A 25,186-nucleotide genomic window follows, 5' to 3' on the forward strand; every position below is an offset into this window, starting at 1 on the left:
GATTGACGCAAGGCCGGCCAGAACGGGAAAGGATGGGAGGGCAGGATCCGCGCAGGGCACTCTGGCGGCACGGATGAAGGCGCCCGTCTCAGAGGCCCGCCGCCTTGGTCAGATTGACGCGGAAGCGGTCGCGCCGGCGCTGGTAGCGGCGCGTCATCTCGGCCGAGGCATGGCCGAGCTGCTTCTGCACATGGCGCTCGTCGACTTCCGCCGACGAGGCAAGGCCGGCGCGCAGCGAATGGCCGGCGAATTTCAGCGCGCGCTCGGCCTCGCTGAGGTCGCCGCGCACGCCGGCGGCAAGCGCGGTGCGCTTGACGAGCTTCGCCACCTCCTGGTCGCAGAGCCTGTCCGGCCCGACGGCCTTGCCCTTTCCGGTGACCCGGCGGAAGAGTGGCCCGGCCGGGATCTTCGCCAGCGTCAGCCAGGTCTGCAACGCCACGACAGGACAGGTCGCATCCGACGAGCCGCGGCCGATCTCGACCTCGCGCCAGCCGGTCTTGCCACGCAGCGTTACCACCATGCCCTTTTCGAGGATCTCGATCCAGCCGCGCCCGTCCTCCGTCTGGTCGCGCCCGACATCGAGGCCGACGATCTCCGAGCGGCGCAGCCCGCCGGCGAAGCCGACGAGCAGCATGGCGCGGTCGCGAAGCCCGCGAAGCGTGCCGCGGTCAAGCGTTTCGAGCATGGCGATCAGGTCTTCCGGCAGGATCGCCTCCTTCTGCCGCGGCGGCGCGGCATGGGTGTTGCGAATGCCGGCGAGCACGGTGGCGATGTGGCGGTCCTTGCGGTCGAGCGCGAGGCCGCGCTGGGCGTAGTTCCAGGACAGCGACGAGAGGCGCCGCTCGATGGTCGAGACGGAATTCGGCTTCTTGCGACCATCGGCGGTGCCGGAGGCGCAGGCGGTGATGTAAAGGCCGACGACGCGCGGCTCCGGCGGAAGAATCTCGAGCCCGGCCCGGCGGCACCAGCCGGAAAAATGCTTCCAGTCCGCTGCATAGGCGCGGCGCGTATTGGCCGAGCTCGCCGCCTCGACATAGCCGCGCGCGCGGTCGACGAGCCGGTCCAGCCGGACGGGAAGGCTTGTGCCCTCCTGTCCGGGCGCCGAACCGGGACCTGTTCCCCGTACCGGAAGGTCGCTTGCGTCGTCCTGCATCTGTTCTCGTCCTTGTCTGTCCCGGCGCATGCACACCGGCTCAGGGCCCGCTTGCGGATATCGCGGATGCGGCGAAGCAGGCCTTGCTCCCTTTTCACCCGGCGGACTCGCCGGATCAAGCCCTATGGCACGGTCCTGATCCGGACCTGACCGCCGGGCGTGCCCAAGAAATTCCTTCCGAGACGAGAAGCAATCTTGACAAAATACAGATCGTATCGAACAAATGTCAAAGTGACTGGCTTGAGGAAGCCCGGGCACGGATCGGCCGCAGCGGGAGGAGCCGCCAGCGGCATTGGGAGGAGAGACATCATGACTGCAGACACCGGCGGCAAGCCTGCCGCACGCTTTATCCTGCCGCGCAGAACTATCCTGAAGGGCGCGGCGGTGGCCGGCCTTTCCAGCGCGTTCTCCGCACCCTTCATCAACCGGCTGAAGGCGCAGGAATCCCATCCGCTGGCCGGCCAGAAGATCGAGATGAACATCCTCGGCATCGCCGGCTGGCTGCCCTCGTCGCTCGGCGTGCAGATGTCGCCGCTCTTCGCCGATTTCGTCAAGGAGAAGTACGGCTACGACGTGACCTTCGGTTTCGCCGAGGCGCCCTTCGCCGACCTGTTCCAGAAGGCCGCGACCTCGCTCGCCACCAAGAGCCAGGAATACAACATCATCATCTCCGACAGCCAGTGGCTGGGCGCGCTCGCCAAGCCCGGCTGGATCCTGCAGCTGAACGACATCATCGCGAAGAACAAGAACCTGCAGCTCGACTGGTACTCCGACACCGTCGTCAACACCTACATGAAATATCCGGACGGCAGCGACAGCGTCTGGGGCCTCCCGCAGGAAGGCGACACGATGGCGCTCTACGTGCGCAAGGACCTCGTCGAGGATCCGAAGGAGCAGGAAGCCTTCCAGGCGAAATACGGCATGAAGCTGCCTTCGACCTTCGAGGAGTACGAGAACCTCACCGCCGAGGACTACGAGAAGGTCATGGAGTTCTTCACGCGCCCCGACCAGGGCCTGTGGGGTGCCGCATGGCAGTACAGCCGCGTCTACGATTTCTGCACCTGCCCGCAGCTTTCCATCATGTGGAGCCGCGGCGGCGACATCTGGGATCCGAAGACCGGCCAGGTCGAGGGCATCCTCAACACCGACGACAACGCCAAGGCGATGGAGCTCTACAAGTCCTGGCTGAAATACATGCCGCCCGGCGCGACCAACTACGGCATCGCCGAGGAAATCGACGTCTGGACGCAGAACAAGGTGGCGACCTGCGTACAGTGGGCCGCGGTCGGACTTGCGATGATCACGCCGGAGAACAAGGACAAGGTCCTCGTCGTGCCCCCGCCGAAATTCGGCAGCGGCGATGCGGCGAAACGCGTCTACTGCATGGGCGGCCAGCCCTGGGTGATCAACGCCTTCAACGACGACGCCAAGATGCGTGTCGCCATCGACTTCATGAACTGGTGGTACCTGCCCGAGACCACGCTGGAATTCGCCAAGCGCGGCGGCAACCCGACCGACAAGGCGACGCTGTCCAATCCGGATTTCGAGAGCATCAATCCGTGGAACCGGGCCTACAAGTACATGCTGGAGACCGGCCGCTCGCGCGACTTCTGGCACCATCCGCGCTACTCGGAGATGCTCGCAGTCCAGCAGGAAGGCTTCACCTCCTTCATGACCGGCAGCACGGCCTCGGCCAAGCAGGCGCTCGACTATATCGCCTGCCAGCAGCAGCAGATCCTCTACGACGACGGCTTCGCCTCGGAAAGCCCGTCGGATGCCTGCGGATCGACCTCGCTCTGAGCCGGCGGGCGTGATCTGATACCGGTGGCGGCCCTCCCGTTTGCGTGCTTGCACGCGATGGGCCGCCCCTTCCTTGCCCGAAGGACAGCATTGCCGTGCCTGCGTGGGCCTCGCGGTGATCCCGCAGAGCGTATCGCAGCCCTGTCCGCACACCTTACGGATTGAAAGATCATGGCGTCAGCACCCGGCCCCTCCGGCTTCAAGGACAATCGTCGCGTCATCGTGTTCGCGCTGCTCGCGCCGGTGCTGGCCTTCTTCGTCGTGTTCAACACGATCCCGACGCTCTGGCTGCTCGGGCTCTCCTTCCACAAGTTCTCGCTGATCTCGGGCATGCCGCCCGAATTCTTCGGCTTCCGCAATTTCCAGGACATTTTCCGCAACCGCAACGGCATCTGGGGCGATCTCGGCCGCACCTTCCTCTTCGTCGGCGTCGGCGTCGCCGTGCAGACCGGGCTCGGCATCCTGCTCGGCTTCCTGTTCTGGGGATCGAAGGACATGCCCGGCCGCAGGCTCGCTCTGACGCTGCTGTTCACGCCGATGGTGCTGACGCCGGTGGCGACCGGAACCTTCTTCCGCTTCATCTACGACCCGACCTTCGGCGTGCTGAACGCGCTCGTCGGCTGGCTGTCGCCGACCGGCACCATCGATTTCCTCGGCAATCCGCAGATCGCCTTCTGGGCGGTGCTCGCCGTCGACTGCTGGATGTGGACGCCGTTCATGACGCTGATGACGCTGGCGGCGCTCGGCTCCGTGCCGAAGGCGGAACTGGAGGCGGCCGAGATCGACCGGCTCTCCTGGCCGAAGCGCGTCTCGCTGGTCATCTGGCACCACGGCAAGTTCATCCTGATGCTCGGCGTGCTGCTGCGCACCATCGACAGTTTCAAGACGCTCGACCTGATCATCCCGATGACCAAGGGCGGCCCCGGCCAGACCACCCGCCTCGTCGCCGTCGAGCTCAACAAGCAGAGCTTCGAGAGCTTCAACATGGGCTGGTCGTCGGCCTATTCGGTGCTCCTCCTTTTGATCTCGATCGCCATGACCTCGATGTTCATCTTCATCCTCAACCGCCGCCGGAAGGGACGCTGACATGTCCGAAACCTTGCGCGCCCGCGTCTACTACGTCGTCCTCTGGCTGGTCTCGCTCCTGTTCTTCTCGCCGGTCGCCTGGATCATCCTGTCGTCCTTCAAGACGCGGGGCGACATCCTGGCGACGCCGCCGAAGCTGTTCTTCACCCCGACGCTCGCCAATTACGTCGATCTCTTCGTCAACAACCGCTCCTTCCTGCTGCAGCTCGCCAATTCCGTCATCCTGTCGGTGGCGGCGGTGGTGATCGCGGTCTTCGTCTCGTTCCTGGCGGCCTTCTGCTTCTCGCGCTTCCGGCCGAAGGGAACGGATTTCCTGATGTTCCTGCTGCTGTCGATCCGCATGCTGCCCGGACCGGCGGTCATCCTGCCGGTCTATCTGATGTATGTGGCCTTCGGCTGGAAGGACAGCCACCTGGCGCTGATCCTGTTCTACGCCATGTTCTCGATCCCCTTCTCGGTCTGGATCCTGAAGGGCTTCCTCGATGGCGTCTCGACGCGCTTCGACGAGACCGGCCGGGTCAATGGCGGCTCCTGGTTCCACATCATCTTCCGCGTCGTGCTGCCGCAGGTGAAGCCGGGCCTGATCGCCGCCTTCATCTTCAACATGATCTTCGTCTGGAACGAGTTCCTGTTCAACTTCATCATCGGCGGCGTCTCGACGCAGAACATTCCCTATGCGCTCGCCGTCGGCGCCTATTCGGACGGCGGCCTCAACTGGACCTTCATCTCGGCGCTGACCTCGATCTACATCCTGCCGCCGGTCCTCTTCATCTATTTCTTCCAGAAATACCTGCTCGTCGGTATGACCTTCGGCACGGTCCGCGGGGAGGTGTGACATGACGCCCGAAACCGAAGACACCGGGACGACGCGCGAGACGCCGTTCATCGACCGGCTGGAGGCCGTGCTGATGACGCTGATCGTCGTCGGCATCCTGCTCGTCGCCCAGCAATGGTCGGTGACGGTGTTCCGCATCGGCCTTTCGATCCTCGTCTGCGCCACGCTGGTGCAGATCGCCGTCGGCAACGTGCCGCGGACCTTGGGCGTCGGCGCCAGCATCCTGCGCATCGTGCTCCTGCTCGGCGTCGTCGCGCTGATGTTCGGCCTCGGCATCCTGCTCGCCCCCTATTTTGCCGGAATTGGACGCTGACATGCATGCGGTAGAGTTTCAGGACGTCACCAAGGCCTTTCACGGCAGGAAGGCGATCGACGGCGTGAGCCTGTCGATCGAGCCGGGCAGCTTCACCGTGATCTGCGGCCCGCCCAAGGCCGGCAAGTCGGTGCTGTTCCGCCTGCTCGTCGGCCTCGAACAGGCCGATTCCGGCCGCATCCTGCTCGAAGGGCGCGACATCACCCATGCGCCGCCCTCGGGCCGCAACATCGGCTACGTGCCGCAGAGCTTCGCGCTGTACCCACACATGAGCGTCTTCGAGAACATCGCCTATCCGATGCGGCTCGCGAAGGCTCCACGCGAGGAGACGGCGCGGCGCGTCGACCAGACGGCGGCGATGCTGTCGATCACGCATCTACTGAAGAAGACGCCGGACCAGCTCTCCGGCGGCGAGAAGCAGCGCGTCGCCGTCGCCCGCGGCCTGATGAAGGACGCCCATGTCTTCGTCCTCGACGATCCGCTGGTCGGCCTCGACTACAAGCTGCGCGAGCGGCTGATGGACGAGATGAAGCAGCTTTGCGAGGCGCTGAAGACGACCTTCGTCTACGCCACCTCGGATTCGCTGGAGGCGCTGACGCTTGCCCAGTCCCTCGTCGTGCTGGAGGCGGGAAGGCTCGTCGAGCATGGGCCGGCGGTGGACATGTATCTCGAACCGAGGAACGTGCGCAGCCTCGAGGTGATCGGCTTTCCCCGCGCCAACATCCTGGATGCTGGGACGAGCGGCGGCGAGGCGCGGATCGCCGGCTTCTCCTTCCGGCTTCCCCCGGGGATCGCGTCGAGCCGGCTCCTCCTCGGCATCCGTCCCGAGCACGTTCTCGTCGGCACCGGAGGGCCCGGCCGGGCAGGGCGCGTCGCGATCGTCGAGCATCTGGGCTCCGAGATCGTGCTCTATGCCGATGTCGACGGCGTATCGCTGACCGCGGCCTATCCGGCGGAAAACGCCATCGGCGCGCCACCGATCGACAGCGCGGTCACCGTCGCGGTCCAGCCGGAAAGCGTCATGGTCTTCGACCGGGAGAGCGGCCGTTTCCTCGGCCGCTGCACCGGCGGCGCGGCGGCGTAAGGGGAAGAGCCATGGCACGGATCGTCATCGACAACGTCACGAAAACCTTCGGCACCTTCACCGCAATCAGGAGCATGACCGCGACCTTCGCCGACGGGCAGGTGACCTGCCTGCTCGGGCCGTCGGGCTGCGGCAAGACCACGCTGATGCGCATGATCGTCGGGCTGGAACGGCCGACCTCCGGCCGCATCCTCTTCAACGACCGCGACATGGGAACGCTGCCGCCGCGCAAGCGCAATGTCGGCATGGTGTTCCAGTATCCGGTCATGTACCAGACGCTCTCCGTCGAGGAGAACATCGCCCTGCCGCTGACCCAGGACGCCTCGCTGTCGGCGGCGGAACGGTCGCGGCGCATCGACGAGGTGCTCGACGTCCTCGACATGCGCGACAAGCGCAATCTCTTCATCGGCGATCTCGATGCCGGCAGCCGGCAGAAGGTCGCGGTCGGCCGCGCGGTGGCGCGCCGTTCCGACATCGTGCTCTTCGACGAGCCGACGACCAATGTCGAGGTCAACGCCAAGCTGCTGCTCATCCGTGCCTTCAAGCTCGTCACCCAGCGGCTGCGCCAGACCATCGTCTATGTCACCCACGACCAGACGGAGGCGATGACGCTCGCCGACAACGTCGCGCTGATGAAGGACGGCGGCATTGTCCAGTACGACACGCCGGCGACGCTCTACGGCACGCCGGCGACGGAATTCGCCGGCTGGTTCCTCGGCAATCCCGGCATGAATTTTCCGCCGGCGACGCTTGTCGGCGCGAACGTCGCCTCGCCGTTGACGGCGGGCGCGCTCACGCTGTCGCGCGGCGATCTCGGGCCCGGAGACTATCGCCTCGGCGTGCGCCCGGAGCATGTGCGGATCGTGGCGGAGCCGCAGCCGGGCAGCGTTCCGGCGCGGGTGCGCGACATGAACGTCACCATCGCCGGCCGCTTCATTGTCACGCTCGATGTCGGCGGAACCGTGATCAAGGCGAAGACCGACGGGCGCCCGCCCTTCGCGCGCGGGGCGACGGCGCATGTGGCCATCGATCCGGCCCAAGTCAGCCTCTATCGCGACGGGGTAAGGGTCGCCGAGATCACCGGCCGGCAGGCATAGGAGGGAAGGACGCATGCACGACGTTTCCGTTATCGGTCTCTACATCCTCGACGTGCTCGGCCGGCCGGTCGACGCGATCCCGCCGGGTGGGAGGGTCGACTTCATCGAGGAGATCCGCCTGACCGTCGCCGGCACCGCCGGCGGCACCGTCGTCGACATTGCCAAGATGGGGCTGAACTGCCTTGCCGTCGGCGCCGTCGGCGACGACGAGAAGGCCGACTTCATGCTCGCGACCATGCAGAAATTCGGCATCGACACGTCGGGCATGCAGCGGCTTTCCGGCGTGCCTTCCTCCGCCACCATCCTCAACATCCGCCGAAACGGCGAGCGCCCGGCGCTGCACCAGCGCGGCGCCTCCGATCATTTCGATGTCGCCGAGGACACCTATGACGCGGTGCTGGCACCGCCGATCATCCATCTCGGCGGCACGGGCCTCCTGAGGACGCTCGACGGCGAGCCGAGCCGGAAACTGCTGGCGGAGGCGAAGAGGCGCGGCCGCACCGTCACCTTCGATCTCATTGCGGCGACCGCCGAGACGATCGGCGTGGTCGAGCCGCTCCTGCCCCATATCGACTATTTCATGCCGTCGATCGAGGAGGCCTGCGCCATGTCGGGGCAGACGACGGTCGAGGACGCCGCCGCTTTCTTCCTCGACAGGGGGGTGAACGCCTGCGTCTTCACGCTCGGCGCCGAGGGCGCCTTCTACGCCGACCGGGCGGGCAACCGGCTGACCAGGCCAGCCTACGAGGTCGACGTGGTCGACACCACCGGCTGCGGCGACAGTTTCGATGCCGGCTACATCGTCGCGCTCCATCATGGTATGGACCTCGAGACCCGGCTCGCCTTCGCCCAGGCCTCGGCGGCCCTCGTCGCCACCGGGCTCGGTTCGGATGCGGGCATCGTCTCCTTCGACCAGGTCATGGAGTTCATGAAGACGCAAGCCGTCCGCCAGGGCTGAGACGGGCGCATCGAAACGGGAGGTTCGCCATGCAGACGAAGAAGATCATCAATGACGGCAACAACGCCGTCGACGAAATGCTGGAGGGCATTCTCGCCGCCCATCCCGACATCCTCCACGTATCGGAGGAGAACGGGCGCGCGGTGATCGCCCGCAACGGCCCGCGCCAGGGCAAGGTCGGCATCGTCATCGGCGGCGGCTCCGGCCACGAGCCCACCTTCGTCGGCTTCGTCGGCAAGGGGCTCGCCGATGCCTGCGCCGTCGGCAACGTCTTCGCCTCGCCGCCGCCGGACCCGATCATGGCCTGCACCCGCGCCGTCGACCGCGGCGCCGGCGTGCTCTACCTCTACGGCAACTATGCCGGCGACGTGATGAACTTCGACATGGCGGCCGAGATGATGGCGCTCGACGACGTCGAGGTGCGCACGGTGCTGACCACGGACGACATCGCCTCCGCGCCGCGCAGCGAGCGCGAGAAGCGCCGCGGCGTCGCCGGCAACTTCTTCGTCTTCAAGCTGACCGGCGCCGCCGCCGACAGGATGGCCTCGATCGACGAGTGCGAGCGGATCGCCCGCAAGACCAACGACCGGACCTTCACCGTCGGCGTGGCGCTGTCGCCCTGCTCGCTGCCGCAGACGCGGCGCTGGAACTTCGAGATGGGCGAGGACGAGATGGAGGTTGGCATGGGCATCCATGGCGAGCCCGGCATCCTCCGCGAGACGCTGAAGAGCGCCGACGCCATCGTCGACGACATCATGGACCGGATCCTCGCCGAGATGGGTGCGGCCGCCGGCGACAGGGTCGCGGTCCTCGTCAACTCGCTCGGCTCGACGCCGCTGATGGAACTCTACATCATGAACCGCCGGGTGGCGCAGCGCCTTGCCGGGGCCGGGATCGGCATCCACAAGACCTGGGTCGGCACCTACTGCTCCTCCCTCGAAATGGCCGGCGCCTCGATCACGCTCCTCCATCTCGACGACGAAACGACCGAACTGCTCGACCATCCGTGCGACTGCGCGATGTTCGAGGTCAAGTGAGGAGAGGGCCGATGCAGCTGACCGCCACCGACATCAAGGACATGTTCCGCCGGATCGCCGGGCGCATCGAGGGCGAGCGCGACCATCTGTGCGAACTCGACGGCAAGATCGGCGATGCCGACCACGGCATCGCCATGGAGCAGGGGTTCAGCGCCGTGGCGAAGGCGCTCGACGCGCTCGCGCCCGAGACGGCGACGCCCTCCGACATGTTCAACACGGCGGCGAAATCCTTCCTCAACGCCGTCGGCGCCTCGTCGGGCCCGCTCTACGCCACCGCCTTCATGCGGGCCGGCGCCGCCTTCAAGGGGCAGGGGACGATCGATCTTGCCGATGCGCCGATGATCATCGAGGCGATGGCGCGCGGCATCGCCGATCGCGGCAAGGCCGAGCTCGGCGACAAGACGATGATCGACGCCTGGAAGCCGGCGGCGATCGCCGTTGTCAAGGCGCGCGAGGCAGGCGAGCCTGTCGCGGCCGTGCTTGCGGCGGCGCGCAGGGCGGCGGAAGACGGGGCGGAGGCGACGAAGACGATGGTGGCGAGCAAGGGCCGTTCCTCGCGCCTCGGCGACCGCTCGCTCGGCCATATCGATCCGGGTGCGGCCTCGGCAGCGATCGTCATCGGCGTCATCTGCGATTTCCTCGATCGCTGAGGGCGGCTCGGCCGGACGCTGTCCCGAAAGCGGGCCGGCGCGGCGGGATTGCCCGGCGCCGTTGATCCTGTCTTTTGATCGGCCGCACGGGCCCGCTCGCGGACGCGGCGGCCGGCAGGTAAGGGGCTTCTACCGAACACGTGGCATCCGCGCCGGAGCGGTCTCGTCCCGGCCGGACATGGCCCGTGATGACAGGACGAATGACGGGCGGGGTGCCCGGCGAGAGGGCGGACGCGACGCATGGTGAGGGAAAAGCCCGGGGAAAACGGCGCCGGCCTGGACATGCCGCTGCGCTTCGGCAACGACCCGCTGGTCTGGGCCTGCTGGCTTTATTACGAGGAGGGCCTGACCCAGGGCGACATCGCGCGGACCATGGGGATTTCGCGCGCGACGGTGAACGCCTATCTCGCCGATGCGCGCGAGCGCGGCATCATCCGCATCACGCTCGACCCGTCGCGGCTCGCCTCGCTCAACCTCGCCCAGACGCTCAAGCGCCATTTCGGCCTGCATGATTGCATCGTCGCGCCGACCGGCGATGACGGGCTGGCGCTGATCGACCGCCTCGGCGTGGTCGGCGCGCAGGTGCTGGAGAAGCTCGTGCGGTCCGGCGACCGGCTCGCGGTCGTCTGGGGGCGCAGCGTGCTTGCCGTCGGCGCCCATCTCAGCAAGGCCGGCCTTCAGGACGTCACCGTGCTGCAGGCGACGGGCGGCATGGCCGCCGGGCTGCTGTCCACCCCGCAGCACTGCGCCTGGACCTATGCCGAGGCGCTCGGCGGCACCTGCGAGAACATTCTCGCCCCCCTCCTCGTCTCGTCCCCCGCGATGCGCCGGATGCTCGAGGAGGAGACGGTGCTGCGCCGGCAGCTCGACCAGCTTTCGGCCGCCAACAGGATCATCTTCGGCATCGCCTCGCTCCGGCCGAACTCGACGGTGCACCAGAGCGGCCTCCTCGAGGAGCCGGGAATCCTGCAGCATTACCTCGCCGCCAAGGCGGTCGGCGTCGTCGCCGGACGGTTCATCGACGAGCGCGGCCGGCTGGTGGAAGGGCCGATGGAGGAGCGGGTGGTCGGCCTCTCGCTTGCGGGCCTCAGCGCCATCCCGACCCGGATCGCGGTTGCGGGCGGCAACGACAAGGTGCCGGCGATCCTCGCCGCCCTGCGCGGCAAGCTCGTCTCTGTCCTCGTCACCGATGCGGTGACGGCGAGCGGCATCCTCAGGGCCGAGGGCGTCGCCGACGATGACGGGCGCATCGTCGGGCGTCCGCGCGCCGAGACGACGGCGATCGCGGCCCGCGAGCAGGTGAAGAAGTTCATCAACAATCCCCAGGACGTGATTGAGGAGATGCTCGCCGGCGCGCTGAAGGCCCATCACCGCCATCTTTCGCCGCTGCCCGGCTTTCCCCGCGCGCTGATCGCCCGCGAAGGGCCGCGGCCCGGCAAGGTCGGCATGGTGATTGGCGGCGGCTCCGGCCACGAGCCCTGCTTCTTCGGCTATGTCGGCAGGGGGCTCGCCGACGCGGTCGCGGTCGGCAACGTCTTCTCCTCGCCGCCGCCCGACCCGATCTTCGAATGCGTGCGGGCAGTCGACCGGGGCGCCGGCGTCCTCTTCGTCTACGGCAACTACCATGGCGACGTGATGAATTTCGAGATGGCGGCCGAGATCGCCGCCGAGAACGGCATCGCCGTGCGCACCGTCATCACCACCGACGACATCGCCTCCGCCAGCTACGAGGACCGCGACGGGCGGCGGGGCGTCGCCGGTAATCTCTTCGTCTTCAAGATCGCCGGAGCGGCCTGCGACCGTGGCCTGGCGCTCACCGCATGCGAGGCCGTGACGCGCCGGGCCAATGCCCGCACCTTCACGCTTGGCGTTGCGCTCGAGCCCTGCTCGCTGCCGCAGACGCGGCGCTACAATTTCGAGATCGGCCCCGACGAGATCGAGATCGGCATGGGCATCCATGGCGAGCCGGGCGTCATGCGCGAAAAACTCGGCGCCGCCGACGACATCGTCGACATGGTGATGGACCGGATCTTTTCCGAGATGCGGCCGGCCGCGGGCGACCGGGTCGCCGTGCTCGTCAACTCCTTCGGCTCGACGCCGATGATGGAGCTCTACATCCTCTATCGCCGCGTCGAGGAACGGCTGTCGGCAAAAGGCATCGCGATCGCCGCGAACTGGATCGGCCATTACTGCACGTCGATCGACATGGCCGGGGCATCGATCTCCGTCCTGCATCTCGACGCCGAGCTCGAATCCCTGCTGCTCCACCCCTGCGACGGCGCCGCCCTGGTGATCTGAGGCCGGACGCCACTGCGTCCGTTCCGGCGGCCATGGAACCTTGCCCGGCCTTTCCCGTTTCATCTCCATCGGAAAGCGGGAGAACCCACATGGCAGACCAGCACAAGCAGGCACCGAAAGACCACGAAACCCTCGACGAGGACGACACCGGCGTGATCGTCGCCGGCCCGGAGGCGCATGAGCGCGAGGGCCGCGGCACGGATCCGTCCGGCAGCGGGCAGTCGGCCAAGGACGCCCGCGACAAGGCAACCTCCCGCTGAGGCGTCTCGAACACGTCAACCGAAGCCAAATCGCTTCGGAGTCCGACATGCGGCAAAGTTGAAAAGATAAAGCAGGTTCGACGAACCTGTCCTGTTTGGACCCGCTCTACCTGCAAAAATATGAAATATGACAACGGCCGCATCCGATACCCGGATGCGGCCGTTTTCATGAGCCGGGGTCTTTTGTTCCAGTCAGCCCTCAGCGTCCGTCAGGCCTTCAGCGGATGTCGAAACGGTCCGCGTTCATCACCTTCGTCCAGGCGGCGACGAAGTCGTTGACGAATTTCTCCCGGTTGTCATCCTGGGCATAGACTTCCGCATAGGCGCGCAGGATCGAGTTCGAGCCGATCACGAGATCGACGCGGGTCGCCGTGTACTTCACTGCGCCGGTGGCACGGTCGCGGATCTCGTACAGGTTCTTGCCTGTCGGGACCCAGGAATAGGCCATGTCGGTCAGCGTCGAGAAGAAGTCCGGTGTCAGGGCGCCGACGCGGTCGGTCAGGACGCCATGGGCGGTGCCGCCATGGTTCGTGCCGATGACGCGCAGGCCACCGACAAGCACGGTCAGTTCCGGCGCCGTCAGGCCCATCAGCTGGGCGCGGTCGAGCAGTAGTTCCTCGGGGCTGACGACGTAGTCCGCCTTCTGCCAGTTGCGGAAGCCGTCGGCCAGCGGCTCGAGCGGCGCGAAGCTGTCGGCATCCGTCTGCGCGGCGGTGGCATCGCCCCGGCCCGGTGCGAAAGGCACGGCGATGTCGAAGCCGGCCGCCTTCGCCGCCTGCTCGACGCCGTGGTTGCCGGCGAGCACGATCACGTCGGCGAGGCTCGCGCCCGTCTCGGCCGCGATCGGCTCGAGGACGGCGAGAACCCTGGCGAGGCGGGCCGGCTCGTTGCCCTCCCAGTCCTTCTGCGGCGCGAGGCGAATGCGGGCGCCGTTGGCACCGCCGCGGAAGTCGGAGCCACGGAAGGTGCGGGCGCTGTCCCAGGCGGTGGCGACAAGCTCCGCGACCGGCAGGCCGGCGGCGGCGATCTTCGCCTTGACGGCGGCGACGTCGTAGTCGGTGCGGCCGGCAGGGATCGGATCCTGCCAGATCAGGTCCTCCGCCGGGACGTCGGGCCCGAGATAGCGCGACTTCGGCCCCATGTCGCGGTGCGTCAGCTTGAACCAGGCGCGGGCAAAGGCGTCGGAGAAGGCGTCGAAATCATTCATGAAGCGTTCGGAAATCGCCCGGTAGGCCGGATCGACCTTCAGCGCCATGTCGGCATCGGTCATCATCGGCATCAGGCGGATCGACGGATCCTCGACGTCGACCGGCTTGTCCTCCTCGGCGATCGTGATCGGCTCCCACTGGGTGGCACCGGCCGGGCTCTTCACCAGATGCCAGTCATGCTTGAACAGCATCTCGAAGAAGCCGTTGTCCCACTGGGTCGGCCGGCTGGTCCAGGCGCCCTCGAGGCCGGAGACGACAGTGTTGCGGCCGATGCCGCGCCCCTTGGTGTTCATCCAGCCGAGGCCCTGGAATTCGGGTCCCGCGGCTTCCGGATCGGCGCTGAGATCGGCGGCACTGCCATTGCCGTGCGTCTTGCCGATCGTGTGGCCGCCGGCGGTCAGCGCGACCGTCTCCGCGTCGTCCATGCCCATGCGGGCAAACGTCTCGCGCATCTGGGCTGCCGTCGCCAGCGGGTCGGACTTGCCGTTGACGCCTTCCGGATTGACGTAGATCAGGCCCATCTGCACGGCGGCGAGCGGGTTGGAGAGCGTCGCCGGCTTGGTCACGTCGCCGTAGCGCCCGTCGCTCGGCGCCAGCCATTCCTTCTCGTCGCCCCAGTAGACGTCCTTTTCCGGATGCCAGATGTCCTCGCGGCCGAAGGCGAAGCCGAAGGTCTTCAGACCGGCGACGTCATAAGCAATGGTGCCGGCGAGCGCGATCAGGTCGGCCCAGGAGATCTTGTTGCCGTACTTCTTCTTGATCGGCCAGAGCAGGCGGCGGCCCTTGTCGGTGTTGACGTTGTCCGGCCAGGAATTCAGCGGAGCGAAGCGCTGGTTGCCGGTGTTGGCGCCGCCGCGACCGTCGGAGGTGCGGTAGGAGCCGGCCGCATGCCAGGTGACGCGGGCCATCATGCCGACATAGCTGCCCCAGTCGGCCGGCCACCAGGGCTGGCTCTCGGTCATCAGCGCGCGCAGATCGGCCTTCAGCGCCTCGACGTCGAGCGACTTCAGCGCCTCGCGATAGTCGAAGGCCTTGCCGAACGGGTCGGTCTTCACGTCGTGCTGGTGCAGGATGTCGAGGTTGAGCGCGTTCGGCCACCATTCGGTCACGGATTTGCCCATGGCCGTGTTGCCGCCATGCATGACGGGACATTTGCCGGCCGTTTTCGGAGTGATTGCGTCCATGTCGTCCTCCATTGGAAATTTTACGTTTCGGTCACGTCCGGGGAAAAGGGGTCCGCCGGCCATGCGCCATGTTCTTGTCTTGACCGCAATCTCCGGCGCCGGTGCGATCCCGCTCCCGCCGAAAATGCGCCGAACCGTCGGAAGGAACAGGGCTGTGAACCCGGGTCCATGGGCATCGTGCGCGCCGTTCCCTCGCGGTGGCTAGCGGGGTAGCAGAGGCGATCGATAAATTCCAATTATATATTCTTAAGATATCGATACGATAATTTTATGAAGCGTGAGCCGCGACCGGATGTCCCAGGGTCGAGAAGGGGCCTGCGACGGAGCGTTCTGCTCGGTTCGCGGACAGCTCCTGAGCCACGTCGACGAGACGAAGTCCGCGATGACTGTCCGAACCGAAGCGTCAACGATGGTTTCTTCGAGGCGACATGGCACGCGCTCAAGAGATGTCTGAAACGGTCGAACACCGGCCCGATCGGGCCCAGCCCTTGTCCGTGACGCATTCAGGATGTCTGGGCGAGCGCTGGCAACGTTCGAGGCGGTGATGATGACACGCCGACAAACCGGTCAGCCTCCGTCGCGCCGCTGCCGGCGGGACGGAGGCTGCCGACAGGCTCAGAGGTCCGGCGAAATCTTCCAGTCGCGCAGCTTGTAGACCGTACCGGGGCGCGGGCGCGCTTTGTCGGATCCGTCCTTCAGGCGGCGCTTGAAGGAGTGGATCGGCGTGGCGCGGTCGTCGATGCGCACCTCCACCACCGACGGCCCGTCATGGGCGAAGGCGGCGTCGAGGGCGGCGCCGATCTCCTCCGGCCGCTCGACATAGAAGCCCTTCAGCCCCAGCCCCTCGGCGGCGGCGGCGAAGCCGGGCTTCAGGCTCTGGGTTTCGAGTTCCACCGATTGCGGATTGTTAAAGTAAAGCTCCTGCCAGAGCTGGATCCAGCCGAGCTTGCCATTGTTGATCACCACATTGACAATACGCTGGCGGTTCTGCGCCTGCGTCACCAATTCGCCGACCGTGTAGGAGAAGGCGCCGTCGCCCGCGACCGTGACGATGCGCACGTCCGGCCGGGTCGCCGCCGCGCCGATGGCGCCGGGGACGGAATAGCCGAGCGCGCCCTGTCCGCGCGCATAGACGAACTGGCGGCCGGGCTTTTTCGCCGGGATGTAGCCGGCGATCCAGCCGGCGGCAAACGAGGCGTCGGAGACGATGACGTCGTCCGCGCCGAGGCGCCTGGCGATCTCGTCCATCACCCGCGGCGGCGAAATCGGCACGGTGTCGGCGGCGATCTCCTCGGCCTTGCGCGCCTCGCCGTCGGCCTTCACCGCGGCGATGCGCGCCTCCCAGTCCGGCCGCGTGCCGGTGAAATCCTCGGAGAGGGCCGCACCGAGCGCCGCGATGATCTCGCGCACGTCGCCGAGCAGCGGCACGGTCGGGCGGAAGGTGCGGCCGTGTTCGAGCGGATCGCAGTCGATGGTGATCGTCGCCTGGTCCGGCTTCGGCAGCGTCCAGTTCATGCCGGTGTTCTGGCTGACCTTCGAGCCGCACCAGACGATGAGGTCGGCCTCCTGGATCAGTTCGATCGCGGCCCAGGAGCCGAGCGGATTGAGCACGCCGGCGGCATAGGGCCTCGTCTCCGGCACCGATCCCTTGCCCGACAGGCTGGTGACGACGAGGCCGCCGAAACGGTCGGCAAAGGCCGTCACCGTCCCGGCCGCGTCCGAACCATGCACGCCGCCGCCGCAGACCAGCGCCGGGCGCTTCGCCTTGCGGATCAGCGCGGCGGCGCGGGCGATATCGTCGGCGGGTGCGTTCGAGCGCAGATAGGGCGCCTGCCGAGAACGGTCGTCGACGCGGATCGTCAGTTTCTCCTCGTCCCAGTCGGCATCGAAGATGTCGTGCGGGATCAAGAGCGCCACAGGGCCGGGGCGAGGCGATGTCGCAACGCGAAACGCGGTGCGGATCAGCTCGGGCAGGGCCGCGACGGAGGGTACCAGCCAGGCATCCTTGGAGCAGGACTTGAAGAAGGAGAGCTGGTCGAAGCCCTGGGAGGCGATGCCCTTGTCCTTCAGCGGCAGCCAATCGAGCGGCAGTTCGCCGACGATGCCGATCATCGGGATCGAGGCGTTGAGCGCCTCGAGGAAGCCGGCCGGCAGGAGATTGGCGCCGGGGCCGACGGTGACGTCACAGACGCCGGGCTTGCCGGTCAGCCGCGCATAGGCATCCGCCGCATAGGCCGCATTGCGCTCGTCGCGCATCAGGATGTGCTGAATGCGGTCGTTGCGCCGCGAAATACCGTCATGCAATGCGGTCGTCTGGCCGCCGGGCATGCCGAAGACGTATTCGACGCCGTACTGCGCCAGCATCTCGGCCACGAGATCGCCGATATGGGCCATGAAATCCTCCCGAATCTGTTGCCGCCGCAGCTCCTCAGGCCGAGACGTGCCCGGCCGCCGGATGCGGCACATCCTCCGCAGCCGGGGCCTCCTCGCCGCGGCGCGCCATGCGGTGCATCAGCGGATGCAGCGCCTGATAGGTGTCCTTATAGTAGGAGAAGACCTCGGCATAGCGCCGATGCGCGGCCATGTCCGGCGCGACGACGGTCTCCTCGCGCACCATATGCGCCGCCGCCTCGACCAGGCTGCCATGCAGGCCGGCGCCGACGGCGGCGGCGATGGCCGAGCCGAAGGCGGTCGCCTCCAGCACCTTCGGCACGACGATCGGGATGCCGGCGACATCGGCATGCATCTGCAGCAGGAACGGGCTGCGGGTGGCGCCGCCGCAGATCACCATGGTTTCAATGGGCACGCCATTGTCGGCGAGCGTTTGCAGGATGTTCTGCGTGCCATAGGCCACCGATTCCACCAGCGCCCGGAGCATGTGCGCCGGCGTGTGCTTCAGCGTCATGCCCCACATCGCGCCCTGCAGGTCATAGTCCGTATAGGGATTGCGGTTGCCCTGCCAGAAATCCAAGGCGACCAGACCATCGGCGCCGATCGGGATCTCCGCCGCCTCGCGCATCATCGCCGCATAGGCGTCCTCGCCGGGTTTCAGCGCCTTGCCGATGTGGTCGTGCCACCAGCGGATGACCGAGCCGGACGAGACCTGCCCGCCCTCCATGACGAAGAGGCCCGGGATGACGCAATCCGGATGCGGCCCGAAAATGCCGGGCACCTCGATGTCCTTGTCGGTCATCGGCAGGACGAGATGGGAGGAGCCGGTAATGAAGGCGGTGCGACCGGCGGCGCAGACATTGAGGCCGAGCATGGCGACATAGGCGTCCGTGCCGCCGCAGACGACGGTGGTCTCGCGCGACAGGCCCATGGCCTCCGCCGCCTCCGGCGTGATCCGGCCGATCGGCGCGCCGAGCGGCAGGATGGTTGAGGGAAAGCGCTCGGTGATGCCGTCGAGACCGATGCGGGCGAAAAACCGTTCCGGCCAGCCGCCGCGCCGCCCGTCATAGAACCAGCGGTTGGTGATCTGGTTGTGGCCGAGCGTCAGCTTTCCGGTGAGCTTCAAGGCAAGATAGTCGGCCATCTCGACGAACCAGCGCGAGCGGCGATAGATGTCCGGCCGATTCTCCTTCAGCCACAGGATTTTCGGGATGCCCGTTTCCGAGCTGACGCCGAGGCGGGTCCGGCGCAGCGCCGGATCATTGGTCTGCAGCATGCGGCGTGCCTGCAGCGAGGCGCGGTTGTCCATCCACAGGATCGCCGGCATGGTCGGCTCGCCCTGTTCGTCGAGCGCCACCAGCGTGCTCGATGTGCCGTCGGCGCAGATCGACCAGATCTGGCTGACCGGCACATTGGCGGTGACGATCAGCTTGCGCACGGCGACGCAGGCGGCGCGCCACCAGTCGGACGGCGTCTGTTCGGCCCAGCCGGGTTTCGGGAAGGTCGTGTCGTATTCGTGCGTCGCCATGGCGACGACATTGCCGTCGAGGTCGGACATGAGCGCCCGGGCGCCGCCCGTGCCGCCGTCGAGGCCGATGACGTAAGCGTTTGCGGACATGGGCGTCAGGCTCCGGACGTGTGGGGGGAGGAGGGGCGGCTCATGCGCATGGCGACGGCGACGCCGAGGAGCAGCAGCAGGCCCTTGATGATCTGGCGCTGGTAATCCGACCAGCCGAGCATGGCGCTGCCGCTGACGAGCACGGACAGAAGCAGGATCGCCGTGGTCGTGCCGATGACGTTCGGCTTGCCGACGCGGATCATCATGCCGCCGAGGAGAACGGCGGTCAGGCCGTCGATGAAATAGGAGGAGCCGAGCAGCGGCTGGCCGGAGGAGAGGCTGGCGGCGAGCAGCACGCCGGCGACCGCCGAGCAGATGCCGGAAAAGACGAAGAGGAAGAGGATCAGCCGGCGGGCGGAAATGCCGGCCTCGTTCACCGCCGCCTCGCTCTGGGAAACGGCGAAGATGTAGTGGCCGAAGGTCAGCTTTTCCTGCGCCACCCAGGAAATGCCATAGATCACCGCGACGACGATCGCGATCAGCGGGATCGGGCCGAAATTGAGATAGAGAAGCTCGCCCAAGATGCCGGGATCGGCGATGCGGATCGAGGTACCCTTGCCGAGCGCCGCCGCGATCGAGGCGCAGATGCCGCCGGTGGCAATCGTGACGATCAGCGGCGGAATGCGCATGATCGCGACGAGCACGCCGTTGACGAGGCCGGCGACCGCGCCGATGGCGATGCCGGCGGCGGCCGCCGCCGTCCAGCCGCTGCCAGATGCCAGGAGATAGGCGGCGGTCATGTTGCCGAGGGCCGCGACATTCATGAAGCTGACGTCGATCTTGCCGGCGGCGATCAGCCAAGTCAGCCCGAGGATCATGATCGCCATCAGCGCCGAGGTGCGCAGGATGGTGGCGACGTTCGAGGGATCGAGGAGTTGCGGCTTCAGCGTGGCGAAGACGGCGGTCATCACGAGGAGGGTGGCGACCAGCCAGTAGCGGCTGACGAGGCGTGGAAGCATGGAGGGGCTCCGGTCGCGGGAAACGCGCTCTGCGACGATGTCGGTCATGGCCGTTTCTCCTCGGATCGGGCGGGCGGCATCAGGAAGGCGGAAAGGTCGGTCACCATGGCGCGCACGCGGGCGTCGAAGAGGAGGACGCCGGCGAGAAGGATCGCGCTGACCACGCCGTCCGAATAGTAGTAGGGCACGCCGAGCAGAGAGAAGCCGTCGAGCAGCATGGTGATGAGGAAGGTTCCGGCGAGCGTCGCCAGCACCGAGGTGCCGCCGAAGAGCGCCGCGCCGAGGAAGACGCCGGCATAGGCGGGCATCAGGAGGTTCGCGCCCTCGTTGGTATCGGCGGTGCCGGACTCGGCGAGGATCAGCACGACGGCGAGCACCGAGGTCATGCCGCAGATGACGAAGGCGAGGAAGGTGTAGAGCTTCGTCGGCACGCCGGAGAAATAGGCCGAGACCGGGTTCTCGCCGGTCGCCTGGAAGGAGGCGCCGTAGCGGGTGCGGCTCATGAAGAACCAGGCGAGCGCATAGACGAGGAGGAGGAAGAAGAAGGAGACGCTGTAGCCGAGGATGCGGGCGTCGTTGAGGTCGATGATGCCCGAATTCATGAAGTTCTGGAAGATCGTGCGGCCGCGCGAATAGAGGAAGGCGAGGCCGCCGGCGATCGAGCCGGTCGCGATCGTCGTGACGATGTCCGGCAGGCGGAAATAGCTGACGGCAAGCCCGTTGACCGCGCCGACGGCCGCACCCGCGGCGAGGCCGACCAGGATGCAGAACCAGAGGTCGAAGCCGTTGGCGATGAGGAAGCCGATGGTCATCGCGGCGAAGGAGGCCGTTCCGGCGAAGGAAAGGTCGAACTTCCGCACGATGATGACGAAGGTGAGGCCGAGGGCGGCGAGCCCGTTTGCGGCCATGTGCCGGGTCACGGCGGAGAGGTTCTGGCTCGACAGGAAGCGTGGCTCGTAGAGCGCGAAGGCGCCGGCGAGCACGGCGACGAGCGCGACGAAGGCGATCAGCCGGCCGGAGCCGGCGGGCAGGAGGCTCTTATGCATGGCGGGCGTCTCCAAGAATTCCGGCCATCAGCAGCTGGTTGCGGGTCATCACCTGGCCGGGCAGCGTCACCTGGCGGCCCTTGTAGAGGGCGAAGCTGCGGTCGGCGACGCCGTGCACCTCGTCGCAGTCGCTCGACATGACGATGACGCCGGCCGACCGCGAGAGCTCCCGCATCAGCCCGTAGAGCTTTGCCCGCGCGCCGATGTCGACGCCGACGGTCGGCTCGACGAAGATGTAGACGTCGGCATCGGCGAAGAGGCCCTTGGCGACGACGATCTTTTGCTGGTTGCCGCCGGAAAAGCCGGACACGGGCATGGCGAGATTGGGCGGGCTCAAGGCCACGCGGTTGGCGAATTCGCTGCTCTTCCTGCGGTTCAGCGCCCGGCGCAGGATGCCGGCGAAGCCGGAGGCCCGGGAGAGGTTGCCGATGGTGATGTTGAAGATCGAGGACTGCGTCAGCGCCAGTCCCTCGATGCGCCGGTCGCCGGGCACGAGGAAGATGCCGGCCTTTAGCGCCTCGCGCGGCGAGCGGGGTTTCAACGGCCTGCCCTTTAGCGCCATCGCGCCGCCATCGGCGGGAAGGGCGCCGAACAGCACCTTGGACAGTTCATCGATGCCGGAGCCGACCAGGCCGAAAATGCCGAGGATCTCGCCGCGCTTCAGCTCGAAGCCGACATTGGAAAAGATGCGGCCGTGGCCAAGGCCGCGCACGTCGAGAACCGTCTCACCCGGCGCGCTTGCCGCCTTTTCCGGGAAGACGTGGCCGAGCGTCTCGCCGAGCATCAGTTCGGCGAGCGACAGGCCGCGCTCGGCCGCCTCCGTCGGCGTCATCGTCGCCACCTTGCGCCCGCCGCGGAAGACGGAGAAGCGGTCGGCGATCTCGATCACTTCCTCCAGCCGGTGGGTGATGTAGAGGATGGAGATGCCGCCGGCCTTCAGCGTGCGCATCAGCCGGAAAAGCACGGCCTTCTCCACCTCGGTCAGGGTCGAGGTCGGCTCGTCGAGGATGAGGATGCGGATGTGGTCGCCGGCAAGCGCCTGCAGGATGGCTACGATCTCGCGCTCGACCGCCGGCATGTCGGCGAGCCGCTTCGACAGGTCGATGTCGACGGGAAAGCGCGACAGCAGCTGGTCGCCGCGCCGCTTTAGTTCCGCCCGGTCGACGCGGGCGAGAAAACTCGGCCGGTCGGCCTCGCGGCCGAGAAAGATGTTCTCGTAGCCGGTGAAATCCGGCACGAGCTCGGGATGCTGCTGCACCGTGGCGATGCCGCTCAGCATCGCATCCTGCGGCGTGCGGCAATCGACCGGCTTGCCATCGACCTCGATGACGCCGGCATCGCGCGTGTAGACACCCGAGACGATCTTGATGAAGGTCGATTTTCCCGCGCCGTTGACGCCGAGCAGCGCATGGACCTCGCCCGGTTCGAGGACGAAATCGACATCGCTCAGCGCGTTGACCGGGCCGAACCGTTTCGACACCGCCTTTGCGGACAATGCGGGAACCGCCATGGACTTCAACCTCCGTTTTGCTTACCGGCAAACGGCGCGGCCCCTCGAAAGGGCCGCGCCTTCGTTTCGCGTCCGTGTCAGACGGCGCGGGTCCAGCCGAGTTCGGCGGCGCGGCCCGGCACGTCGAAGTCGTCCGGCAGGCCGTCCTTCAGCATGGTTTCGGTCACGGCGTAGGTCGGCGTGATGACGAGGCGCGGCGTCTTGCCGCCGGCCAGATGCTGGTGGGCGTAGAGCACGGCGAGATAGGCCATCTCGTAGAAGCTCTGGGCCATGGAGAGTTTCAGCTGCGACGGGCCGGCGATGTAGCTGAAGGCCTGCGAGCCGCCGTCGATGCCGGTGATGATCAGGTTCGGCCGGTCGGCGGCGCGCGCGGCGAGCGTGCCCTCGACGGCCGCGCCGTCCCAGGCGCACCAGATCGCGTCGATATCGGCGTTGGCCGTCAGGATGTTGTCGACGGCCTGGCGCGGGGTGACGTTGCCGGCGAGCGCGAAGGCCCAGTCGGCGACGATCTTGATGTCGGGATAGCGGCGCAGCGTCCATTCCATGCCGAGCGTGCGCTGGTCCCAGCTCTCGTTCTGCGGCAGGAGCACGCGGGCGATGCGGCCCTTGCCGTTCAAGGCCTTGGCGATGTATTCGCAGGAATAGGAGCCCATGCCGAAATTGTTCGACATGGCGGTCGTGTTGACGGCGACGCCCGGAACGGCGCTGTCGGCGCAGAAGACAGGGATGCCGGCGGTGATCGCCCGCTGCACGGCGGGTGCGATCGCGACGGCATCGGCCGGCGTGATGAACAGCGCGTCGGGCTTGGAGGCGATCAGCGAGTCGATCTGGTCGGACTGGACTTTCGCGTCGAAGCCGGCATCCGTCGTCGTCAGGTTGCCGCCGAGTTCGGCGACGGCGGCGGCGAAACCGTCCTGCAGGTGGCGACCCGAGTCATAGGTCGTCCAGCCCAGCGCCGCGGCGAAGTTGCGGCTGCCCGCCTCCGCGCGTGCGCCGCTGGCGCTGAAATACTGCGCCGCGAACAGGGCGGCGGTGCCGCCCATCAGTGCGCGACGCGACAGGTTGAACTGGAATTCGGTCATAGGCTCCTCCCAAAGGTTTGACCACTCGATGACCGGACGCGGGGCTCCGCGCCGGCAATGTCACGCCACCCGCCACGAGGGCGGGCGGTATCTCCTCATCCGGCCCGGCCGAGTTCGGCCGAGGCGCGGCGCACGGGCGCGACCAGCGCCGCCCATTCGCGATAGGTCTCGCCATAGGCGGGCCGAAGGCTTTCGACCGGGGCGATCGCCCGGCTGATCACCGGCCGGCGCAGCACGTCCTGAGGCGCGGCACCCGTGGCGGCGATCATGCCGAGGCGGGCGGCGCCGAAGGCGGCACCCAGTTCGCTCGCCGCCGGCACCTTCAGCTCGACGCCGAGGCAGGTGGCGATCATCGACAGCCAGAGATCGGAGCGCGAGCCGCCGCCGATGGCGAGCAGTCCGTCGATCGAGGTGCCGGTCGAGCGGAAGGCATCGGCGCATTCCCGGAAGGCGAAGGCGATGCCCTGCAGCACGGCGCGCGTCAGCACCGCGTCGTCGGTGCCGTGCGAGAGCCCGACGAAGGCACCGCGGATCTCCGCATCGCTCAGCGGCGACCAGGAGCCGTCGAGATAGGGCAGGAACAGGACCGGGCAGGGGGCCTCGAGCTCGGTGCCGAGCGCGCCGACCAGTTCGGCGGCCGGCCGCTTCAAAAGTTTCGCCAGCCAGTTGACGCAGGCCGTGGCCGAGAGCAGCACCGACATCTGGTGCCAGACGCCGGGCACGGAATGGCAGAGCGTCTCGATCGCATGGGTGTCGCTCGGCCGCGCCTCGTCCATGGCGACGAAGAGCACGCCCGAGGTTCCGAGTGAGACGGTGCCCTCGCCGTCGCGGATCACGCCGGTGCCGCAGGCGCCGCAGGCATTGTCGCCGCCGCCGGCCGCGATCACCGGCTTACCGGTCATCCCCCAGCGCGCGGCGAGCGTCCTGCGCAACGTGCCCGTCGCCTCGGTGCCCTCGTGGAGCCTCGGCATCTGTTCGCGGCGCATGCCGGTCGCCGCGAGCAGCGTCTCCGACCAGTCGCGCCCTGCGACGTCCATCCACATCGTGCCGGAGGAATCGGCCATGTCGGAGGCCTTGTCGCCGGAGAGCTGCAGGCGGACATAATCCTTCGGCAGCAGCACGTGGCGGGTGCGGGCGAAGATCTCCGGCTCGGCCTCGGCGACCCAGGCGAGCTTCGACGCGGTGACGCCGGGTGTCGGCCTGCGGCCGGCGATGCGGGCGATATCAGGCACTTTTTCGGCCAGTTCGGCGCATTGCCGCTCGGTGCGCGTGTCGTTCCAGAGGATGCCGGGACGCAGCGGCCGGTCGGCCTCGTCGATGAGGGTCGCGCCATACATCTGGCCGGAGAGGCCGATGCCCGCGACCGCCGACATCGCCTTCGGATGCGCGGCGGCAAGCCCGTCGAGGCTTTCGCAGACGGCGTCCCACCAGAGGTCCGGATGCTGTTCCGACCAGCCGCGCTGCGGGCGCGAGACCTCCAGCGGCCGCGACGCATGCTCGCCGACGATGCCTTGAGCCTCGTCCATCAGGACCGACTTCACCCCGGACGTGCCGAGGTCGATGCCGAGATACATGGGTTCCTCCTCCCGTGCCGGCCTTTCGGGCGCCCGGCCTTCC

20 protein-coding genes are annotated in these 25,186 nt (G+C 67.4%); 11 read left to right on the forward strand and 9 right to left on the reverse strand.

The window, feature by feature from the left end; translation table 11 throughout:
• Positions 1-88: 88 nt before the first annotated feature.
• Positions 89-1,153, reverse strand: coding sequence for a site-specific integrase (locus tag ACEVQ6_RS12790; RefSeq protein ID WP_374889380.1), 1,065 nt, complete (start codon positions 1,151-1,153; stop codon positions 89-91).
• 309 nt (positions 1,154-1,462) lie between these two features.
• On the opposite strand from ACEVQ6_RS12790, the gene ACEVQ6_RS12795 reads away from it, so the two are divergent.
• The 11 genes from ACEVQ6_RS12795 to ACEVQ6_RS12845 all read left to right on the forward strand — a co-directional run bounded on the left by ACEVQ6_RS12795 (position 1,463) and on the right by ACEVQ6_RS12845 (position 12,571).
• The gene (locus tag ACEVQ6_RS12795) at positions 1,463-2,953 is read left to right on the forward strand and encodes an extracellular solute-binding protein (protein ID WP_374889381.1); all 1,491 of its coding nucleotides are present in this window, start codon (positions 1,463-1,465) and stop codon (positions 2,951-2,953) included.
• Positions 2,954-3,124: 171 nt separating this feature from the next.
• Entirely contained in the window at positions 3,125-4,039 is a 915-nt protein-coding gene (locus tag ACEVQ6_RS12800) for a carbohydrate ABC transporter permease (protein ID WP_374889382.1), read from the forward strand.
• Position 4,040: 1 nt separating this feature from the next.
• On the forward strand, positions 4,041-4,874 hold the full coding sequence (locus ACEVQ6_RS12805) for a carbohydrate ABC transporter permease (RefSeq protein ID WP_374889383.1): 834 nt from the start codon (positions 4,041-4,043) through the stop codon (positions 4,872-4,874).
• A gap of 1 nt (position 4,875) precedes the next feature.
• Positions 4,876-5,187 carry a hypothetical protein gene (locus ACEVQ6_RS12810; protein ID WP_374889384.1) on the forward strand — a complete coding sequence of 104 codons (312 nt, stop codon included), beginning with the start codon at positions 4,876-4,878 and terminating at the stop codon, positions 5,185-5,187.
• Between the two features lies 1 nt (position 5,188).
• A complete protein-coding gene (locus ACEVQ6_RS12815; protein WP_374889385.1) occupies positions 5,189-6,271 on the forward strand; it encodes an ABC transporter ATP-binding protein in 1,083 nt (360 codons plus the stop codon).
• 11 nt (positions 6,272-6,282) lie between these two features.
• Positions 6,283-7,368, forward strand: coding sequence for an ABC transporter ATP-binding protein (locus tag ACEVQ6_RS12820; RefSeq protein WP_374889386.1), 1,086 nt, complete (start codon positions 6,283-6,285; stop codon positions 7,366-7,368).
• Positions 7,369-7,381: 13 nt separating this feature from the next.
• Positions 7,382-8,326, forward strand: a complete 945-nt coding sequence (locus tag ACEVQ6_RS12825) for a carbohydrate kinase family protein (protein ID WP_374889387.1) — start codon at positions 7,382-7,384, stop codon at positions 8,324-8,326.
• 29 nt (positions 8,327-8,355) lie between these two features.
• Positions 8,356-9,363, forward strand: coding sequence for a dihydroxyacetone kinase subunit DhaK (locus tag ACEVQ6_RS12830; RefSeq protein WP_374889388.1), 1,008 nt, complete (start codon positions 8,356-8,358; stop codon positions 9,361-9,363).
• 11 nt (positions 9,364-9,374) lie between these two features.
• Positions 9,375-10,013, forward strand: a complete 639-nt coding sequence (gene dhaL, locus ACEVQ6_RS12835) for a dihydroxyacetone kinase subunit DhaL (RefSeq protein WP_374889389.1) — start codon at positions 9,375-9,377, stop codon at positions 10,011-10,013.
• Between the two features lie 240 nt (positions 10,014-10,253).
• Positions 10,254-12,311, forward strand: a complete 2,058-nt coding sequence (locus ACEVQ6_RS12840) for a bifunctional sugar-binding transcriptional regulator/dihydroxyacetone kinase subunit DhaK (RefSeq protein ID WP_374889390.1) — start codon at positions 10,254-10,256, stop codon at positions 12,309-12,311.
• An 89-nt stretch (positions 12,312-12,400) separates the two neighbouring features.
• Complete coding sequence (locus ACEVQ6_RS12845) at positions 12,401-12,571, forward strand: hypothetical protein (protein ID WP_374889391.1); 171 nt, start codon at positions 12,401-12,403, stop codon at positions 12,569-12,571.
• Between the two features lie 217 nt (positions 12,572-12,788).
• Here the strand turns inward: ACEVQ6_RS12845 and katG are convergent, their stop codons facing one another.
• The 8 genes from katG to xylB all read right to left on the reverse strand — a co-directional run bounded on the left by katG (position 12,789) and on the right by xylB (position 25,143).
• Positions 12,789-14,963, reverse strand: coding sequence for a catalase/peroxidase HPI (gene katG / locus ACEVQ6_RS12850; protein ID WP_374889392.1), 2,175 nt, complete (start codon positions 14,961-14,963; stop codon positions 12,789-12,791).
• A gap of 615 nt (positions 14,964-15,578) precedes the next feature.
• Positions 15,579-17,357, reverse strand: coding sequence for a thiamine pyrophosphate-binding protein (locus ACEVQ6_RS12855; protein ID WP_374889393.1), 1,779 nt, complete (start codon positions 17,355-17,357; stop codon positions 15,579-15,581).
• A gap of 34 nt (positions 17,358-17,391) precedes the next feature.
• On the reverse strand, positions 17,392-18,972 hold the full coding sequence (locus ACEVQ6_RS12860) for an FGGY-family carbohydrate kinase (RefSeq protein ID WP_374889394.1): 1,581 nt from the start codon (positions 18,970-18,972) through the stop codon (positions 17,392-17,394).
• A gap of 5 nt (positions 18,973-18,977) precedes the next feature.
• Entirely contained in the window at positions 18,978-19,979 is a 1,002-nt protein-coding gene (locus tag ACEVQ6_RS12865; protein WP_374889395.1) for an ABC transporter permease, read from the reverse strand.
• Positions 19,976-20,977, reverse strand: a complete 1,002-nt coding sequence (locus ACEVQ6_RS12870) for an ABC transporter permease (RefSeq protein WP_374889396.1) — start codon at positions 20,975-20,977, stop codon at positions 19,976-19,978. The genes ACEVQ6_RS12865 and ACEVQ6_RS12870 overlap by 4 nt, the downstream gene beginning before the upstream one ends.
• Positions 20,970-22,487, reverse strand: coding sequence for a sugar ABC transporter ATP-binding protein (locus ACEVQ6_RS12875; protein WP_374889397.1), 1,518 nt, complete (start codon positions 22,485-22,487; stop codon positions 20,970-20,972). Before ACEVQ6_RS12875 ends, ACEVQ6_RS12870 begins: the two co-directional genes overlap by 8 nt.
• Positions 22,488-22,564: 77 nt before the next feature.
• Positions 22,565-23,569 carry a sugar ABC transporter substrate-binding protein gene (locus ACEVQ6_RS12880; protein ID WP_374889398.1) on the reverse strand — a complete coding sequence of 335 codons (1,005 nt, stop codon included), beginning with the start codon at positions 23,567-23,569 and terminating at the stop codon, positions 22,565-22,567.
• A gap of 95 nt (positions 23,570-23,664) precedes the next feature.
• On the reverse strand, positions 23,665-25,143 hold the full coding sequence (gene xylB / locus ACEVQ6_RS12885; RefSeq protein ID WP_374889399.1) for a xylulokinase: 1,479 nt from the start codon (positions 25,141-25,143) through the stop codon (positions 23,665-23,667).
• Between the last annotated feature and the right edge of the window lie 43 nt (positions 25,144-25,186).

Origin of the sequence: Ensifer soli, assembly GCF_041928815.1 — a bacterium.
Lineage (GTDB): Bacteria > Pseudomonadota > Alphaproteobacteria > Rhizobiales > Rhizobiaceae > JBHFEI01.